Source organism: Nitrospirillum viridazoti CBAmc (assembly GCF_000730165.1).
Taxonomy (GTDB): Bacteria; Pseudomonadota; Alphaproteobacteria; order Azospirillales; family Azospirillaceae; genus Nitrospirillum; species Nitrospirillum viridazoti.
In genome coordinates this window covers 2111184-2127688 of the sequence record NZ_CP022110.1, presented here as the reverse complement: position 1 = coordinate 2127688, position 16505 = coordinate 2111184, and the positions used below count along the sequence as shown (strand labels likewise).

Genomic DNA, 16505 nt, shown 5'->3' with positions numbered 1-16505 from the left:
CAAAGGCCGCGCCTGAATGAAGGCGCGGTTTTTGTTTTGGGATTTTGGGATTTCTTGCGGCTCGAGCGCGATTCGGCCGTGATTGCCGCCCAGCCATGAAAAAGCCCCGCCAGCACAGGCCGGCGGGGCTCTTCCTTTGAGACTCGGCCCGTGGCTTCCGGGGAAGCCACGGTGTGGTTCCGGCCGCTTACCAGACCTTGCAGGCCTTGGCGCCGCGGTTCATCGGGGCGTCGGCCTTGCAGTTGAAGGCCTTGGCGAACTCCGGATTGTTGGAGACGACGCCGTTCACCCGGTACTCCGACAGGGAATGAACGTCGGTGATCGCCTGGTCGCGCTTGGCGTCGTCGCGTTGGTTGCTGCACCACACCTGGGCATAGCCCAGGAAGAACTTCTGCTCGGTGGTGAAGCGGCCATCCTTCTTGGCGGTCTTGCCCTTCAGGGTGGCCATCAGGGCCTTCAGGGCGATGGCGTGGCCGCCATTGTCGGCCAGGTTTTCGCCCAGCGTGGCCTTGCCGTTCAGGTGCACGTCGTCGATGGCGACGAAGCCGTCGTACTCATCCACCACGCACTGGGCGCGGGCCTCGAACTTCTTGGCGTCGTCGGCCGTCCACCAGTCCTTCAGGTTGCCGTCCTTGTCGTACTGGCGGCCCTGGTCGTCGAAGCCGTGGGTCATCTCATGGCCGATGACCGCGCCGATGGCGCCGTAGTTGATGGCGTCGTCGGCACCCGCGAAATAGAAGGGCGGCTGCAGGATGCCGGCCGGGAAGTTGATGTCGTTCTCGGTCGGGTCGTAATAGGCGTTCACGGTCGGCGGGCTCATCAGCCATTCCGCCCGGTCGTGCGGCTTGCCGATCTTGGCCAGCTGGCGCTTGGTCTCGAACTCGGTGGCGCGTTCCACGTTGCCCACCAGGTCGTCCTTCCTGGTCACGACCGAGGAATAGTCGCGCCACTTGTCGGGGTAGCCGATCTTGTCGACGATGGCGTCCAGCTTCTCGTGCGCGCGCTTCTTGGTTTCGGCGCTCATCCAGTCCAGCTGGTCGATATCGACCGAGTACGCCGCCTTCAGGTTCTTCACCATCGTCAGCATCTTGGCCTTCTGGCCGGCGCCGAACGCGGTCTTCACATAATACTTGCCCAGATCCTCGCCCAGCGCGTTGTCCGTCTCCATGACGCAGCGCTTCCAACGCGGCAGGTTCTGTTCCACGCCGCGCAGCTTCTTGGAGTAGAAGCTGAAGCGCTCATCCACGAAGGCCTTGGACAAGTTGCTGGAGAAGGCGTGGGCGACATGCCAGGACAGATAGGTCTTCACGTCGTCGGCCGAGGCGCCGGCCAGCACGGTTTGCAGCGCCTTGAAGAAGTCGGGCTCCGTCACGTTCAGGGTCTGGAACGCGGGCGCGCCCGTGGCTTTGAAATAGTCGGCCCAGGCGAAGCCGGGCGCCAGGGTGGACAGGGTGGCCACCGGCTCCTTGTGGTTCACCTTCTGCGGGTCGTTGCGGTCGGCCAGGCTCAGCGAGGCCTTGGCCAGGTCCGTTTCCAGGCGCATCACCACCTGGGCCTTGGCATCGGCCGCCGCCTTGGCGTCGCCCAGCAGCTGGAAAGTGCGCGATACATGCTCGACATAGGCCTGGCGGATGCCGTCGAACTTGGCGCCTTCGCGGACATAATAATCGCGGTTGGGCAGGCCCAGGCCGCCCTGGTCGATCACGGCGATGTCCTGGCGGGCATCCTGGAAGTCCGCCTGCGAGCCGAAGCTGAAGAGCACATCCACGCCCACGTCGTGCAGCGCGGCCACCAGGGCCGGCAGCTGCTCCTTGCCCGGTAGGGCCTTGATCTGGTCCAGCAGCGGCTGGATGGGGGCGGCGCCCTTGGCATCGGCCCCGGCCTCGTCCATGCAGGCGGCGTAGAAATCGCCCACGCGCTGGTTATCGGCGGAGGGATGCGCCACGATGTCTTCCAACGCCGTCTTCAGGATCTGCTGGTTGCGCTCATGCAGGGCGTTGAAGCTGCCCCAGCGCGACTGGTCGCTGGGAATGGGGTTGGCCTTGATCCACGGCCCGCAGGCGTACTGGTAGAAGTTCTGGCAGGGATCGACCGAGTCGTCGACCTGGGGCAGGGCCGCGTCCGTGGCGGACGCCTTGGCGGCGGGCTTCGCCGATTCGGCCGCCTGGGCCGCGACCAGCGGTAGCGCCACCAGGGCGGTGGCCAAGGCGATGGGCGCCGCCCGGTTCAGTATCCCCGCGATAGGCTTGCTCATGTGGATGCTCCACCTTCGTTATGTTTTTGGCTCTTCAAAATGAAAGGAGGGCGCCGGTGGTCCGCACCGGCGCCCCCATCGGCACCCCTGTCGGACGCCGGTCACCAGACGCGGCAGGCCTTGTCGCCGGCCACCATCTTGTCGGTGGGCTTGCAGTTAAACGCCTCCGCGAACTCCTTCATGTTCGAGAGGGTGCCGTTCACGCGATACTCACCCAGGGAATGCGGGTCGGTCTGGGCCTGCAGGCGCCGGTATTCCGGCCGCGCCTCGCCGCACCAGACCTGGGCGAAGCCGTAGAAGAAGCGCTGGGCCGCCGTCAGGCCGCCGATCTTCTCATCCTTCTTCGCGCCCAGCCGCTTCATCAGCGCGCGGTAGGCGACACGGATGCCGCCGTTGTCGGCGGTGTTCTCACCCAGCTTCAGCTTGCCGTTTTCCTTCACGTCGCCGTCGGCGACATAGCCGCCGTACTGGTCGACCAGGCACTGGGCGCGGGTCTTGAACTGGGCCGCGTCGTCGGCCGTCCACCAATCCTTCAGGTTGCCGTCGCCGTCGAACTTGCGGCCCTGGTCGTCGAAGCCATGGCTGATCTCATGGCCGATCACCACGCCGATGGCGCCGTAGTTCACGGCGTCGTCGGCCGCACTGTCGAAGAAGGGCGGCTGCAGGATGCCGGCGGGGAAGTTGATGTCGTTGTGGGTGGAGGAATAGTAGGCATTGACGGTGGGCGGGGTCATGCCCCATTCGCCCTTGTCCACCGGCTTGCCGATCTTGGCCATGTCGTAGTGGAACTCGAAGGACTCGGCCCGCAGGGCGTTGCCCAGGGCGTCGCCGCGGCTGACCGCCAGGGCGCTGTAGTCCCGCCACTTGTCGGGGTAGCCGATCTTGGCGGTGAAGGCGTCCAGCTTGGCATGGGCCTTGGCCTGCGTCTCCTTGCTCATCCAGGTCAGGGTGGGGAAGGTCTCGTCCAGCGACTTGCGGATGTCGGCCACCATCTGCAGCATGCGGGCCTTTTTCTCCGGCCCGAAGGCGCGGGCCACGAAGTACTTGCCCAGATCCTCGCCCAGGGCAGTGTCGGTGGCGCTGACGCAACGCTTCCACCGGGGCTTCATCTCCTTGGCGCCGCGCATGGTGCGCTCATAGAAGTTGAAGTTCTCCTGCACGAAGGCGTCGGGCAGCCAGTTGGCATAGGCGCTCAGGGTGCGCCAGGTCAGATAGGTCTTGATGTCGGCCAGGCTCAGGCTGTGGATCAGCTCGTTTTCCCGCTTCATGTAATCGGGATTGCTGACGTTCAGCGTGGCCGGCTGCTTGATCCCCGCACCACGGACGTAAGCCGCCCAGTCGATGGCCGGGTCCAGCTTCCGCAGCTCGGCGAAGGTCTTGAGATGATAGCGGTTCTCCGGCTCACGCATGGCGACGCGGTCCAGCGAAGCGTCAGCCAGGCGCGTCTCGATGGTCATGACCGTCTGGGCCTTGGCGGCCGCGTCGGGCAGGCCCGCCAGTTCCATCATCTTCTGGATGTGAGTGACGTAGGCGGTCCGCTGCTGCTTGGACTTCTCGTCGTCGCGGAAATAATAGGGCTTGTCCGGCAGGCCCAGGCCGCCCTGGTAGACGCCGGCGATGACCTGGGTCGCGTCCTTGTAGTCCTGCTGCTGGCCCACGCGGTGGAAGGCGTTGACGCCGGCGATGTGCAGGTCGACCAGCAGGCTGGTCAGGGCCTTCTTGCTCTTCAGGCCGTTGATGCGGCCCAGCAGGGGCTGCAGCGGCACCAGGCCCCGCGCCTCGATGCCCTTCTCGTCCATGCAGGCGGCGTAGAAGTCGGCGACCCGTTGCCCTTCAAACGAAGAATTGTCCGGCGTCGGATGGGCGGCCAGCTTCTCCAACTCGTCGTGCAGCAGGGCCAGGTTGTCGTCGGCCAGCTTGTTGAAGGTGCCCCAGCGCGGCTGGTCCGCCGGGATGGGGTTGCGCTTGTTCCACACGCTGCAGGCATGCAGGAAGAAGTTCTCGCAGGGGTTGACGCCGTTATCGACCACCGGCAGGCCGGGGGCGGCCGGGACGCTGGCGCCCTGGGCCGGTGGTGCCGGCTGGGCGGCGGGGGGTGCCGGCGCGCTGCTGTCGGTGGATTGGCAGCCGGCCAGGCCGGCGGCGGCGATCAGGGCGGCCAGTGCGGCCGATGTGGAAAGGCTGCGTACCCCGGACATGTGATCCATCACCTGTTGTTGTCGTTGGGCCCTGCGGGGTCCCCTCGTCGGCCGGTGCCGCTGCCCACGGCAACCAAGCCAGGGACCCCAAAGGGGTCAAAATCAAGGCTGCCCGAAAATTTGATCCCAGGCGAAATGATTTGATGGGGGCGACAGTACCATAGGCGCCGCACGGTCAGGAAAGCGCCTTATGTAACCGCTCTGTAACCAGGGCCGCTTCCGGCGGCAGCAGACGCGCCAGATTGTCGTGCAAGGCTTGGGGGCAGGACGGGGCGGGCGCCGGCCAGCGGCCGGCGACCTGTTCCAAGGCCGCCATGTACAGCCGCTCGGCCTCCAGTTCAGTCGCCTTGACCGCTTGGCGCAGGGCCTCGTTCTCGGCGGCGCTGGCGGCCAGCGCCTTCAAGGCGCGGCGGGCCTGGCGCAGCGGCGCGATGACGGGCGCGCGCCAGCGGGTGGCGACTGTCGCGGCGGCGGCCAGATCCGCCTCGGTCAGGGTGTGGCTTCGCGCCGCCGCCCAGGCGCCCCACAGCAGCAGCGGCACGTCGGCGCCGTGCGCATCCTGTGCCGTCAGGCACGCCTCGGCCACGCCCGGCCGGGCATAGGCATCCAGGGCGTAGGGCCAGAAGGACTCGGGGGGCTTAGGCAACGGGCTCGCCCACATAGATGCCCAGGCCCCGGGCGGTGCGCACCAGGGTGCCGTCCACCTCCACCGCCGCATAGGCCTTGATGGCGTCGGCGATGGGCACGTCGATGACCTTGCGGTTGGACCAGGCCACCATACGGTCGTACTTGCCATGGGCGATCAGGTCGACGGCGTGCACGCCGAAGGCCGACGCGATCAGCCGGTCGCGGGGGTTGGGCGATCCGCCGCGCTGCACATGGCCCAGCACGGTGACGCGGGTTTCCGCCCCCGTCGCCTCGGCGATCAGATGGCCGATGTAGCTGCCGATGCCGCCATAGCGCTTTTGTCCGTCGGTGAATTCCTGCCGGGCCTTGCCGCCGCCCGGCAGGGTGGCCGCCTCCGACACCACCACCAGGGCGAAGTTGCGGCCCTGGGCGCGAATCTGGCGGATGCGGTTGGCCACGCCGTCCACCGTCCAGGGGATCTCCGGCAGCAGGATGACGTCGGCGCCGCCGGCGATGCCGGCCGCCAGCGCGATGTGGCCGGCGTCCCGTCCCATGACTTCCAGCACCATGACGCGGGCATGGCTGGCGGCCGTGGGCTGCAGGCGATCCAGCGCCTCCGTCGCCACGGCCACGGCGGTATCGTAGCCGACGGAGACCTCGGTCAGGCCCAAATCGTTGTCGATGGTCTTGGGGATGCCCACCAGGTTCAGGCCGCCCTCCTGCGCCAGGCGGCGCAGGATGGCCAGGCTGCCGTCGCCGCCGATGCCGATCAGCGCGTCCAGGCCCAGTTCCTTGCAGCCGCTGATGATTTCCTGCGACCGGTCCTTCTTCGTTCCGTCGGGCATGGGGTAGGCGAAGGGATCGCCCTTGTTGGTCGTGCCCAGCACCGTGCCGCCCTGGCGCAGGATGTTCCCGTCCACATGCGCCGGCAGCAGCACGCGGTGGCGCACCGGCCGGTCCAGCAATCCGTGTGTGCCTTCCTCGATACCCAGCACCTGCCAGCTGTAGGTGGTGACGGCGCGGTGGACCACGGCGCGGATGACGGCGTTCAGGCCGGCGCAATCGCCGCCGCTGGTCAGGATGCCGATACGCTTGCCGCTGCTCATGCCCGTGCCCATCCCTTGACGAAATGATGATCGAGACGTGAGTTTGAGGAAAACCGGACCTGCCCGCAATCGCCGAGAGGCATGCCGAAAGGCAGCACCCCTATCGCCGGATTTCTGGTATAGATCGCCCGGTGATCGAGATCAGCGAACGCTAAAAGGCACGGATGACTGAACAACACACCCTGAAGGAGAAGCTGGCGACGCTTCGGGTGGAGCATCGTGACCTCGACGACATCATCACCCGCCTGACGGGCCAATTCCCGGTGGATCAGTTGCAGATTCAGCGGCTGAAGAAGCGCAAGCTGCTGCTCAAGGACTTGATCGCGCGCCTGGAGAGCGAACTGCTGCCCGACATCATCGCTTGATGTCATTTCCCATCCTGGACAGGCCCCGTCCGGGCGTGGCCGGCATGCGGTGCCGGCACTTGCAAGGCCGCTTCCCGTTCCTATAATCCGGCGCTTCCTTTTAGCCCGGGGGGAGCAACACCGGTGAGCCAGAAGCCTGAAAGCGCGCCGCTGGTCGGCATCATCATGGGTAGCCAGTCCGATTGGGCGACCATGCGCCACGGCGCCGCCGTGCTTGAGGAATTGGGCGTCCCGTTCGAGACGCGCATCGTCTCCGCCCACCGCACCCCGCACCGCCTGGTCGACTACGCCACCACCGCCCGCGACCGCGGTCTTAAGGTCATCGTCGCCGGCGCCGGTGGCGCCGCGCACCTGCCGGGCATGGCGGCCGCCATGACCCCGCTGCCCGTGTTCGGCGTGCCGGTGGAAAGCCACGCGCTGAAGGGCATGGACAGTCTGCTGTCCATCGCGCAGATGCCGGGCGGCATCCCTGTGGGCACCCTGGCCATCGGCAAGGCCGGCGCCATCAACGCCGCCTTGCTGGCCGCCGCCGTGCTGGCGCTGAACGACAAGCGCCTGGCCGATGCCCTGGACGCCTGGCGCGCCGCCCAGACCGATCGCGTGGCCCTGGAACCCCGGGACGAGGAATGACCCTTTCCCCCCTCACCGTCGTCCCGCCGGGTTCGACCATCGGCATGCTGGGCAACGGCCAGCTGGGCCGCATGACGGCGCTGGCCGCCGCCAACCTGGGTTATCGCACCCATGCCTACGGGCCGGACGGGGACAGCCCCTGCGCCCAGGTGGTATCGATTGAAACCCTGGCGGCCTTCGATGACTGGGCGGCGCTGGAGGCCTTCGCCAAGGCCGTCGACGTCGTGACGCTGGAGTGGGAGAACATCCCCACGGCCACCATCGATTTCCTGGCAGCCCGGGTGCCGACCTTCCCCGGCGCCCACGTCCTGGCCGTGGCCCAGGACCGCCTGGAAGAGAAGACCTTCGCCAACAATCTCGGCATCGGCACTGCGCCCTTCCGTGCGGTGACCGGCGTCGATTCCCTGCGCGCCGCCGTGGCCGACCTGGGCACGCCGTCGATCCTCAAGTCCGCCCGCATGGGCTACGACGGCAAGGGCCAGGTGCGCCTGGGGCCCGACAGCGACCTGGTCGCGGCCTGGGAGGCGCTGCGCACCGACAGCGCCGTGCTGGAGGGGTTCGTCACCTTCGCCTGCGAGGTTTCAGTCATTGTCGCGCGCCGCGCCGATGGCGTCATGGCCGCCTTCCCGGTGGTGGAGAACCGCCACGCCAAGGGCATCCTGGATGAGACGCTGGTGCCGGCGGCCGTGACCCCGGCGGTGGCGGCCGAGGCCGCGCGCATCGCCCGGACGCTGACGGAGGCGCTGGGCGTCGTCGGCCTGCTGGCGGTGGAGATGTTCGTGACGCCGGACGGCCAGGTGCTGGTGAACGAGGTGGCGCCCCGACCACATAACTCCGGTCACTGGACCATGGATTTCTGCGCCACCAGCCAGTTCGAGCAGCTGGTGCGCGCCGTCTGCGGCCTGCCCCTGGGCGCCACCGACATCATGGCGCCCTGCATGATGAAGAACCTGATCGGCGACGACGCCGACCAGTGGCACGATCTGCTGGCCGAACCCGGCGCCCGCCTGCACCTCTACGGCAAGGCGGAGGCGCGGCCAGGCCGCAAGATGGGGCACGTGAACCGCCCGCGGTGACGCGGGCGGCTTCCTCAGGCGCCGGCAGCCGCATCCGCGGCTTTGGCTATCCCCGCATTTTAGTCCGCTACGCTCCCCAAAACGCTTCGGTGCCCGCAGTCGCGGGCTAGGGTATTTGTGGGGGAGGGGTGTCTGGCGTGTGGCGGCCTAGTCGTCCTGGTCGGCGGGGTCCAGTTTCTTGCCGTCCAGGTCCACCATCTGGCTGTCCTGGCGCTTCTGCTCGGCCGTGCGCTCGGCCTTGGTGCGGCCATGGACGACGCGGTTCTCGGCCGCCTTGGCCTCCCGCTCTTCCTTGGCTTTCTGCTTACGGAACCGGTTCAGGTTGACTACGTCGCCCACGGCCGTCTTTCCCTCATCATGATGCTCGGGAACGCCTGATCGCGGAGGATGGCGGTGGCGTCGTCCCCAAAGGGCGGGCCCGGATGCCCCCGGATGTCATTGCGTCCCAAGTCACTAACCTAACCTTAACCCAGGTCCAGCATTGTTCAAGACGGGTTTGTTCCGCCACCCGTATCGCGGTATGAATTAGCCCACGAATTGGGCGGCATTTTGTCGATAAGCCCAGGCAGTTGTTAACCATGTTGGTCCCGGCGGACCGGCGAATTCTGTGCTTCGCCTTCAATGCTGGGCCGCTTTTCTTCGAGGGTCAGGGCGGTATGGACGGTTCTGTGGGCGATGTGGCCAAGCGGCGGCGGCGGGCGACACCGGTGTCTCCGACTCCGGCCGCCCCTCCGGTAACCGGGGCGCCGGCGCGGCGCACCGTCAATCTGGCGCTGCAGGGCGGCGGCTCCCACGGGGCTTTCACCTGGGGTGTGCTGGACCGCCTGCTGGAGGATGGCCGGCTGGATGTCGAGGGCATCAGCGGCACCAGCGCCGGCGCCGTCAACGGCGCGCTGCTGGCCTATGGCCTGTTGACCGGCGGGGCGGAGGGTGCGCGCGCCCTGTTGCACCGGCTATGGCGGCGCATGGCCAAAAGCTCCGCCACCGGCCCGCTGCAGCCCACCTGGCTGGATTGGATGACGGGCGGGGCCGGGCGGCGCAACCTGGACCATTCCCCCGTCTATGCCGGCCTGGACATGATGGTGCGCATGATGTCGCCCTATCAGTTCAACCCACTGGGCCTGAACCCCATGCGCGATGTGCTGGACGGGCTGATCGACTTCGACGTGCTGCGCCGGTCCGACAGTGTGCGCCTGTTCGTCAGCGCCACCAACGTCAACCGTGGCCAGCTGCGGGTGTTCAAGGGCGCGGACTTGTCCATCGAGGCGCTGTTGGCCTCGGCCTGCGTGCCCATCCTGTTCCAGGCTGTGGAAATCGAGGGCGAGCCGTACTGGGATGGCGGCTATATGGGTAACCCCACGCTCTATCCCTTGCTGCATGACTGCACGGCGACCGACATCCTGGTGGTGCAGGTGACGCCGCTGCAGCGGCCGGCCGTGCCCACGGCACCGAGCGCCATCGTCGACCGCATGAGCGAGATCGGCTTCAACGCCACCCTGTTGCGCGAGCTCAAGTCGCTGGAGCTGGTGAACCGCCTGTGCGCGGACCACGGCATCGACCCGTCGGAGGCCGGGGTGCGCCCGGTCTACCTGCACCTGGTGGAACCGGGGCCGGGTATGGCGGACCTGGGCGTCTCCAGCAAGCTGAACGCCGACTGGGGCTTCCTGACCGAACTGCGTGACATGGGACGCGCCGCGGCCGGTGATTGGCTCACCCGCTGCTATGGCCAGGTGGGCCGCGAAAGCAGCTTCGCGGCGGGGCGGGCGATCATCTGACATGCCGTCTGTCGGGGCACCGCCTTGGACGTCAAGGTGGTGCCGATCCCCTTCCTTAAAAGGAGGGTGGCGGGCGCCTGGCTAGGCCGTCCGGCCGAATCGCCTTACCTTTCAAATCCTTTGGTGCCGTAGCCCTTATCCCACATGCATGCCGGCCCTATGCCGCCCGCTGCCGCACCGCCCTGTCCTTTCGGGTGAGCGGGGCGGTTTCGTGTTGGCCGACGGCCCCGAGCCGGTAGGATAAAGGCAGGCCGTTGATCTGTCTCATGGTCGTCCCCTGGGCGGCCTGCGATGGTGGCGGGGCCAAGCAAGAATAGGGTCCTCCGGGGCTCCAAAAAGGGGGGGTAAGCGGATGAGCGGACGCTATGCGGAAGTATACAACCGGTCCCTGGACGATCCTGAGGGCTTCTGGGGGGAAGCGGCGCGGGCCATCGACTGGATCCGCCCCTGGGACCATGTGCTGGATGATAGCCGCGCGCCCCTATTCCGCTGGTTCGCCGGCGGGCAGCTGAACACGTGCTGGAACGCGCTGGACCGCCACGTGGCAGCGGGACGGGGCGAGCAAGTGGCGCTGATCCACGACCGGCCCATCACCAACACCGTGGTCACATACACCTACCGCGAACTGCTGGACCTGACGGCGCGCTTCGCCGGCCTGCTGGCGGCCCAGGGGGTGGGGAAGGGGGACCGGGTCATCCTCTACATGCCCATGGTGGCCGAGGCGGTCGTCGCCATGCTGGCCTGCGCCCGGCTGGGCGCCATCCATTCCGTCGTCTTTGGTGGATTCGCCGCGCGCGAGCTGGCCACCCGCCTGGACGACGCCAAGCCCAAGGTGGTGGTTTCCGCCTCCTGCGGAATCGAGGGCGCCCGCGTCATTCCCTACAAGCCCCTGCTGGACAGCGCCATCGACCAGGCGGCGCACAAGCCGACCTGCTGCATCATCCTGCAGCGGCCGCAGGAACAGGCGCCCCTGAAGCCGGGCCGCGACATCGACTGGACAGAGGCTGAAACGGCGACGCCGCACGATTGCGTGCCGGTGGCCGCCACGGATCCGCTGTACATCCTGTACACCTCCGGCACCACGGGCCAGCCCAAGGGCGTGGTCCGCGACAACGGGGGCCATGCCGTGGCCCTGAAATGGACCATGGAACATTTCTATGGGCTGAAACCGGGGGAGGTGTTCTGGGCCGCCAGCGACGTGGGCTGGGTGGTCGGGCACAGCTATATCGTCTATGGCCCGCTGCTGCACGGCGCCACCACCGTGTTGTATGAGGGCAAGCCTGTGGGGACGCCGGACGCCAGCGTCTACTGGCGGGTGATCAGCCAGCACAAAGTGGCCATGCTGTTCACCGCCCCCACCGCCCTTCGCGCCATCAAGCGCGAGGATCCGGAGGGCCTGCTGCTCAAGGGCTATGACCTCAGCCATTTCCGCCAGCTGTACCTGGCGGGGGAACGGTCGGACAGCGACACCCTGCGCTGGGCGGAAGCCCATCTGAAGGTGCCGGTCATCGACAATTGGTGGCAGACGGAAACCGGCTGGCCGGTCGCCGGCAACCCGGTGGGGCTGGGCCTCATGCCGGTCAAGCATGGCTCCGTCACCCGGCCGCTGCCGGGTTGGGATGTGCGGGTGCTGGACGGGCAGGGGCACGAGGTGCCGGCGGGCACGCTGGGGGCGGTTACCATACGCCTGCCGCTGCCGCCGGGTGCCCTGCCCACGCTGTGGAACGCGGAGGAGCGCTTTATCCGCAGCTACCTCTCCGAATATCCGGGTTTCTACCAGACATCGGACGCCGGCTATGTCGATGAGGACGGCTACCTGTTCATCATGGCCCGCACCGACGACATCATCAACGTGGCCGGCCACCGCCTGTCCACCGGTGCCATGGAAGAAGTGCTGGCCGGCCATCCCGACGTGGCGGAGTGCGCCGTCATTGGCGTGCACGATGCGCTGAAGGGCCAGTTGCCCCTGGGCTTCCTGGTGCTGAAGGCGGGGGTGACCCGCGGGCACGAGACCATCGTGGCCGAGGTGGTGCAGCGGGTGCGGGAGGTCATCGGCCCTGTCGCCGCCTTCCGCCAAGCCCTGGTGGTAGAGCGGCTGCCCAAAACCCGCTCAGGGAAAATCCTGCGGGCGACCATGCAAAAGATAGCGGACCAGGAGGCCTGGGCCATGCCGGCCACCATCGATGATCCGGCTGTTCTAGAGGAAATCGGGGCGGCCCTGACCACTGCTGGGTTTGGGCGAAAAACGATTTGGAATCAATAGAATGTGAGCCTGCACCTGCCGCTTTGGGGTACCTCCCATGTGGCAAAATTGTGACGGTGCGTTGACTGATCTGCGGTCTTTGTTGCCGAAGTGGGTTGACTGGCCCGCGTGCCCTGCATACCGTCCGTTTCGAAGTTTGGTACGGGTTGAACGGGCGGGCAAAATCAGGCAGCCGGAAAACCGGCGCCGCTGGGAATGCGAAAGGGCCGCAGCGCAATAGCTGCGGCCCTTTCCATTTTTACGTCCCGAAAACGCAGCGGCAGGAAGGGTCCGGGCGGTCATCCGCCCGGACCCTGCTGGCCTTGCCAGGACTTAGTTGGACCGGGCCTTAATTGGCCGCCTGCCCGGTGGGCAGGGCGGTCGAGCTCTGGCCCAGATTGGCGATCGGGATATGGCGCGGCTTGGCCGTCTCCGGCACCTCCCGCACCAGGTCGATGTGCAGCAGGCCATTTTCCAGCGCCGCACCCGTCACCCGGATATGCTCGGCCAGCTGGAAGCGCCGCTCGAAGGCGCGGGCGGCGATGCCCCGGTGCAGGTACTGTGTCTGCGGGGCGGCCTGGTCATCCTTGCGGGACTTGCCGATGACCGTCAGCGCGTTCTCCTGCGTCACGATGTCGATCTCTTCCTGGCTGAAGCCGGCGACCGCCATGGTGATGCGATAATCGTCGTCCCCGCGCTTCTCGATGTTGTAGGGCGGGTAGGCGTTGCCCTGGTCCTCGGTCTTCAGCGCCGACTCCATCAGGCGGGTCAGGCGGTCGAAACCGACGGTGGAACGGAACAGCGGGGACAGGTCGTAACTGCGCATGATAATCCTCCGGTAGAGCGATCACCCCGGCCCCTTGGGCGCCATCCTGGCCGTCCCGTTGGGTGGGGTCTCATGCCGGCTCTAGGAACCCCTCCTGGGCATTCCCGCCGACGCAGTTTCATCTGTGAACGCTCTTCGCGGATTTCAATAGGGGCCGGAATCCGAAAAGTGGAGGACGCCTGGGCTTGGAAAGCCGCCGTCCCATTTCCGAAGATTTAAGCCTTTGGTGGCACCCTGAAGCGTCATCGGCTGTGATCAGAAGGTGATCCCAGCCCGCCGCGTATTGCGGGTTTGGGCATTTCGACCCTACAGTTGTCGTCCGTGCCCGGGTTACCCCCGCCTGAGTTACGCCCATGGGACCACCCCCTGCGGTATTCAGGTCCAGCCCGGAGAAAGGTTCCTCGTTGCTCGAGTCCAATGCCTTTTTCGACCGGACGTACGAGGAGACGATGGCCCTCCTGGTTGAGGCGCGCAACTACGTGGCCTTCCAGGAAGCCAAGGACCAGCGGGGGCTGCCACCCCAGGTCCGATTGCAGATCAGCTACGAATCGCTGCGTGTCACCAGCCGGCTGACCCAGGTGATGGCCTGGCTGCTGGCCCTGAAGGCCGTGCATGCCCATGAGCTGACGGCCGACCAAGTGCTGGGCGAACAGTTCGCCCTGTCCGGCGGCACCATCTGCAGCGACCCTTCGGGTCCCGACAATGGCGAGCTGCCGTCCGGCCTGCGCTCCCTGCTGCAACGCAGCCACAGCCTGTACATGCGCGCCGAACGCCTGGAAGAGCAGTACCGCCGCAGCGTGGCTTAATTAGGCCTATTCCCTCAATCGCCGGGCGCCGCCGTCCGGCGGCTTGGCTTCCTCGATTTCCGGTCCGCTTCGCTCCCCAGAAATCTCCGGGGCCTGCGGTCGCAGGCCAGGGGCGCGCATCGCTTTTGGGCGGTGCTGCTGCAGGTCGCTGTGCGGCCAGACGGGGCGTAGTGCTTGGCCTGGCTGTAAGCAGCAAAAAAGAGCGCCCCGGATGGGACGCCCTTTCTTGAAAGCGTGAGCGGCGTGCGGCGTGGGCCGCCCGCGGCTTACTTCAGGCCCAGGCCCGAGAAGCGGCGGTTGAACTTGGCGATCTGGCCGCCGGTGTCGACCAGCTTCTGCACGCCCGTCCACGCCGGGTGCGACTTCGGGTCGATGTCCAGGCGCAGCGTGTCGCCGGCCTTGCCCATGGTGCTCCGGGTCTTGAACGAGGTGCCGTCGGTCATGACGACGGTGATCTCATGGTAGTCCGGGTGAATGTCAGCTTTCATGATCGCCCAAGTCCCAAAACAAAAATCTCGAAATGCGAAGCCGGGCTTATAGCCAAAACCGTCCCCGGGATCAACACCCGATCGTGCGCGCCCCATGCGCACGACACCACAACCACGCATGGCTGACGCCACGTGGCGATGAAGGAAAGGGATGGCGATGGTTGCCCCACGGCCTTGGACGCATTACCTAAGCCATCACGCGCGTGGGGCCAAGCTGATTGTTTGGGGTAGCTTGAATAATGGGACGGTTCCGCGCCCCGTTCAGACAGATTGGGAACATCGCCGGTGACCGACGCCACCACGACCGCCGCCCCGGGCCGTAAGTCCCTGCGGCCCTTGGCCTTTCTGCTGCCCTTCGTGCGGCCCTACATCTGGCACTCGGTGGGGGCGGGCATCGCCCTGCTGCTGGCGGCGGCCACCACCATCGGCATGGGCCGCGGCCTCCAGGCGGTGGTCGACCAAGGCTTCGTCACCAGCAATCCGCAGCTGCTGGACCACGCGCTGCTGGTCATGCTGGGTGTCATTCTGGTACTTGCCGGGTCCACCTATGTGCGATTCTCCCTGGTTTCCTGGGTGGGCGAGCGGGTGGTGGCCGATATCCGCCGCGCGGTTTTCGACCATCTGGTGACCTTGTCGCCCGGATTCTTCGAATCGACCCGCACGGGTGAGGTGCTGTCGCGTCTGACCACCGATACCACCCTGCTGCAGACGGTGGTGGGCTCCACCGTTTCCATCGCCCTGCGCAACACGCTGATGCTGATGGGCGGCCTGATCATGCTGGCCATCACCAGCGCCAAGCTGACGGGCCTGGTGCTGATCGTCGTGCCCCTGGTGGTGCTGCCCATCGTCATCCTAGGTCGCTCGCTCCGCAAGCTCAGCAAGGCCAGCCAGGACCGCGTGGCCGACGTGGGCGCCCAGGTGGATGAGACGCTGGGCGGCATCCGCATCGTCCAGGCCTTCGGGCATGAGGCCATAGAGACGGCGCGCTTTGGCGAGCGGGTGGAGGACGCCTTCACCACCGCCGTGCGCCGCATCCGTGTGCGGGCCTTGATGGCCATGATCATCATCTCCCTGGTCATGGGGGCCATCGGCGTCATCCTGTGGATCGGCGGGCACGACGTGCTGGCCGGCCGCATCTCCGCCGGCCAGCTCTCCGCCTTCATCTTCTATTCCGTGCTGGTGGCCGGCGCTGTGGGCGCCATTTCGGAAGTCACCGGGGAACTGCAGCGCGCGGCCGGCGCCATGGAGCGCCTGGTGGACCTGCTGGAGACCAAGGCGGATATCGTCGCTCCGCCCAACCCGGTGGCGCTGCCCACTCCGGCCATCGGCACCGTGGCGTTTGAGGGCGTGCGCTTCCACTACCCCGCCCGGCCCGACCATGCGGCGCTGGAGGGCTTGGACCTGACGGTGGCGCCGGGCGAGACGGTGGCCATCGTCGGCCCCAGCGGTGCTGGCAAGACCACGCTGTTCCAGCTGCTGCTGCGCTTCTACGACCCGCAGGACGGCCGCGTGCTGGTGGACGGCGTGGACGTGCGCACGGCCACCCCGGCGGACGTGCGCGCCCGCCTGGGCATCGTGCCGCAGGAGGCGGTGATCTTCTCCACCAACGCGTGGGAGAACATCCGCTACGGCCGCCCCGAGGCGACGGACGAGGAGGTGCGCGCCGCCGCCCGCGCCGCCCATGCGCTGGACTTCCTGGAGGCCCTGCCCGAGGGCCTGGGCACCTATCTGGGGGAGAAGGGCGTGCGCCTCTCCGGCGGCCAGCGCCAACGCATCGCCATCGCCCGCGCCATTCTGCGCAATCCGAAGATCCTGCTGCTGGACGAGGCGACCTCCGCCCTGGACGCGGAGAGCGAGCGGGGGGTGCAACTGGCCCTGGAAACCCTGATGAAGGACCGCACCACCCTCATCATCGCCCATCGACTGGCCACCGTGCTGAACGCCGACCGCATCATCGTCCTGGACAAGGGCAAGATCGTCGCCAGCGGCCGGCATGAGGAACTGATCCGCCAAGGCGGCCTCTACGCCCGCCTGGCGGCGCTGCAGTTCGACGCAGCCGGCGGGACAGCCAATGGGGCGCCCAAGGAGGAGGGCGAGGCGGCGGAGTAGGGA

The 16505-nt window shown here is 67.1% G+C and carries 14 protein-coding genes; 7 read left to right on the top strand and 7 right to left on the bottom strand.

Annotation, left to right across the window (positions count from 1 at the left end; all coding sequences use genetic code 11):
* Positions 1-187: 187 nt before the first annotated feature.
* The 4 genes from Y958_RS09790 to Y958_RS09775 all read right to left on the bottom strand — a co-directional run bounded on the left by Y958_RS09790 (position 188) and on the right by Y958_RS09775 (position 6185).
* Entirely contained in the window at positions 188-2254 is a 2067-nt protein-coding gene (locus tag Y958_RS09790) for a M13 family metallopeptidase (RefSeq protein ID WP_244909253.1), read from the bottom strand.
* Positions 2255-2355: 101 nt separating this feature from the next.
* A complete protein-coding gene (locus tag Y958_RS09785) occupies positions 2356-4452 on the bottom strand; it encodes a M13 family metallopeptidase (RefSeq protein WP_244909252.1) in 2097 nt (698 codons plus the stop codon).
* A 175-nt stretch (positions 4453-4627) separates the two neighbouring features.
* Positions 4628-5098, bottom strand: coding sequence for a TIGR02444 family protein (locus tag Y958_RS09780; protein ID WP_211098478.1), 471 nt, complete (start codon positions 5096-5098; stop codon positions 4628-4630).
* Positions 5091-6185 carry an ATP-dependent 6-phosphofructokinase gene (locus tag Y958_RS09775; protein ID WP_088871832.1) on the bottom strand — a complete coding sequence of 365 codons (1095 nt, stop codon included), beginning with the start codon at positions 6183-6185 and terminating at the stop codon, positions 5091-5093. The genes Y958_RS09780 and Y958_RS09775 overlap by 8 nt, the downstream gene beginning before the upstream one ends.
* A gap of 164 nt (positions 6186-6349) precedes the next feature.
* Here Y958_RS09775 and Y958_RS09770 point away from each other — a divergent pair, with 164 nt between their 5' ends.
* The 3 genes from Y958_RS09770 (at position 6350) to Y958_RS09760 (ending at position 8256) form a co-directional block, all read left to right on the top strand.
* Complete coding sequence (locus Y958_RS09770) at positions 6350-6550, top strand: YdcH family protein (protein WP_040848320.1); 201 nt, start codon at positions 6350-6352, stop codon at positions 6548-6550.
* 165 nt (positions 6551-6715) lie between these two features.
* On the top strand, positions 6716-7180 hold the full coding sequence (gene purE / locus Y958_RS09765) for a 5-(carboxyamino)imidazole ribonucleotide mutase (protein WP_040848330.1): 465 nt from the start codon (positions 6716-6718) through the stop codon (positions 7178-7180).
* The gene (locus Y958_RS09760; RefSeq protein ID WP_088871831.1) at positions 7177-8256 is read left to right on the top strand and encodes a 5-(carboxyamino)imidazole ribonucleotide synthase; all 1080 of its coding nucleotides are present in this window, start codon (positions 7177-7179) and stop codon (positions 8254-8256) included. The genes purE and Y958_RS09760 overlap by 4 nt, the downstream gene beginning before the upstream one ends.
* 147 nt (positions 8257-8403) lie before the next feature.
* Here Y958_RS09760 and Y958_RS09755 read toward each other — a convergent pair whose 3' ends face one another.
* Complete coding sequence (locus tag Y958_RS09755; RefSeq protein ID WP_088871830.1) at positions 8404-8595, bottom strand: DUF4169 family protein; 192 nt, start codon at positions 8593-8595, stop codon at positions 8404-8406.
* A 317-nt stretch (positions 8596-8912) separates the two neighbouring features.
* Here Y958_RS09755 and Y958_RS09750 point away from each other — a divergent pair, with 317 nt between their 5' ends.
* Together Y958_RS09750 and Y958_RS09745 are read left to right on the top strand one after the other, a co-directional pair.
* Complete coding sequence (locus Y958_RS09750; protein WP_100085489.1) at positions 8913-10031, top strand: patatin-like phospholipase family protein; 1119 nt, start codon at positions 8913-8915, stop codon at positions 10029-10031.
* Between the two features lie 352 nt (positions 10032-10383).
* Positions 10384-12294: a propionyl-CoA synthetase gene (locus Y958_RS09745; protein ID WP_088871829.1), complete on the top strand. Its 1911-nt coding sequence runs from the start codon at positions 10384-10386 to the stop codon at positions 12292-12294.
* A 328-nt stretch (positions 12295-12622) separates the two neighbouring features.
* On the opposite strand, the gene Y958_RS09740 is transcribed toward Y958_RS09745, so the two are convergent.
* The gene (locus Y958_RS09740) at positions 12623-13099 is read right to left on the bottom strand and encodes an Hsp20 family protein (RefSeq protein WP_088871828.1); all 477 of its coding nucleotides are present in this window, start codon (positions 13097-13099) and stop codon (positions 12623-12625) included.
* 449 nt (positions 13100-13548) lie between these two features.
* On the opposite strand from Y958_RS09740, the gene Y958_RS09735 reads away from it, so the two are divergent.
* Positions 13549-13905 carry a DUF1465 family protein gene (locus Y958_RS09735; protein WP_050898515.1) on the top strand — a complete coding sequence of 119 codons (357 nt, stop codon included), beginning with the start codon at positions 13549-13551 and terminating at the stop codon, positions 13903-13905.
* Positions 13906-14171: 266 nt separating this feature from the next.
* Here Y958_RS09735 and rpmE read toward each other — a convergent pair whose 3' ends face one another.
* On the bottom strand, positions 14172-14393 hold the full coding sequence (gene rpmE, locus Y958_RS09730) for a 50S ribosomal protein L31 (protein ID WP_040848326.1): 222 nt from the start codon (positions 14391-14393) through the stop codon (positions 14172-14174).
* A gap of 285 nt (positions 14394-14678) precedes the next feature.
* Here rpmE and Y958_RS09725 point away from each other — a divergent pair, with 285 nt between their 5' ends.
* The gene (locus Y958_RS09725) at positions 14679-16502 is read left to right on the top strand and encodes an ABC transporter transmembrane domain-containing protein (RefSeq protein WP_088871826.1); all 1824 of its coding nucleotides are present in this window, start codon (positions 14679-14681) and stop codon (positions 16500-16502) included.
* The last annotated feature ends 3 nt before the right edge of the window (positions 16503-16505 follow it).